This is a genomic window from Sporosarcina sp. P7, assembly GCF_002743425.1.
Classification (GTDB): Bacteria; Bacillota; Bacilli; order Bacillales_A; family Planococcaceae; genus Sporosarcina.
In genome coordinates this window covers 1-1,094 of sequence record NZ_PDZF01000038.1, presented here as the reverse complement: position 1 = coordinate 1,094, position 1,094 = coordinate 1, and the positions used below count along the sequence as shown (strand labels likewise).

Here is a 1,094-nt window from a genome sequence, read left to right as displayed (position 1 = left end):
CATCTAAGCATGAAGCCCCCTTCAAGATGAGATTTCCCATTACGCAAGTAAGTAAGATCCCTCAAAGATGATGAGGTGGATAGGTCTGGGGTGTAAGTACGGCGACGTGTGTAGCTGACAGATACTAATCGATCGAGGACTTAACCTATTATGAAAAGCCGAAGCGGCCGTTTAGATGCGACCGGTATAAGGCGAAGATGCGTAGTAGCGCTGTTTGCTACATAGCAGCTTTGACTTATGACCCGAGCATCTGGCCGCTGAGGCTGGACAGCTTAAAAAGTAGTTACTTGAACTACACCAATGTCTTTTATTCAGTTTTGAGTGAATGAAATTTTTTTCATGAAAAGGATTGACTTTCTCAATCAGTTTGATATAATAATCATGGCTTTAAAAACAGTTCAGTGATGATGGCAAAGAGGTCACACCCGTTCCCATACCGAACACGGAAGTTAAGCTCTTTAGCGCCGATGGTAGTTGGGGGTTTCCCCCTGTGAGAGTAGGACGTCGCTGGTCTGTTAGACAAGTTATGAAAACTGTATAACCACATTATATTATTCCGCAGTAGCTCAGTGGTAGAGCAATCGGCTGTTAACCGATCGGTCGTAAGTTCGAGTCTTACCTGCGGAGCCATTACTGGAGAGCTGTCCGAGTGGCCGAAGGAGCACGATTGGAAATCGTGTAGGCGGTTTGCGCTGCCTCAAGGGTTCGAATCCCTTGCTCTCCGCCAGATGTACGCTTTCATTATATAGGGCCCCTTGGTCAAGCGGTTAAGACACCGCCCTTTCACGGCGGTATCACGGGTTCGAATCCCGTAGGGGTCACCATTTTATAAAACAAATATTTATGCGTATCATAGTATAACCCAGGAGGATTAGCTCAGCTGGGAGAGCACCTGCCTTACAAGCAGGGGGTCGGCGGTTCGAGCCCGTCATCCTCCACCATTTATTTCATAGTATTATCATTATCGCGGGGTGGAGCAGTGGTAGCTCGTTGGGCTCATAACCCAAAGGTCGCAGGTTCAAATCCTGTCCCCGCAACCAAGGTCCCGTGGTGTAGCGGTTAACATGCCTGCCTGTCACGCAGGAGATCGCGGG

At 48.4% G+C, this 1,094-nt stretch carries 5 tRNA genes and 2 rRNA genes; all 7 read left to right on the top strand.

What is annotated here, in order from left to right:
- A 23S ribosomal RNA gene (locus CSV60_RS15730) occupies positions 1-148 on the top strand; the annotation flags it as partial.
- A gap of 249 nt (positions 149-397) precedes the next feature.
- Positions 398-513 (top strand): 5S ribosomal RNA (rrf, locus tag CSV60_RS15725).
- Between the two features lie 42 nt (positions 514-555).
- Positions 556-630 (top strand) — tRNA-Asn (locus CSV60_RS15720).
- A gap of 5 nt (positions 631-635) precedes the next feature.
- Positions 636-727: transfer RNA gene (locus CSV60_RS15715), tRNA-Ser, on the top strand.
- Between the two features lie 22 nt (positions 728-749).
- Positions 750-824: transfer RNA gene (locus tag CSV60_RS15710), tRNA-Glu, on the top strand.
- Between the two features lie 41 nt (positions 825-865).
- Positions 866-941: transfer RNA gene (locus CSV60_RS15705), tRNA-Val, on the top strand.
- Between the two features lie 24 nt (positions 942-965).
- A tRNA-Met gene (locus CSV60_RS15700) sits at positions 966-1,040 on the top strand.
- Positions 1,041-1,094 lie beyond the last annotated feature (54 nt).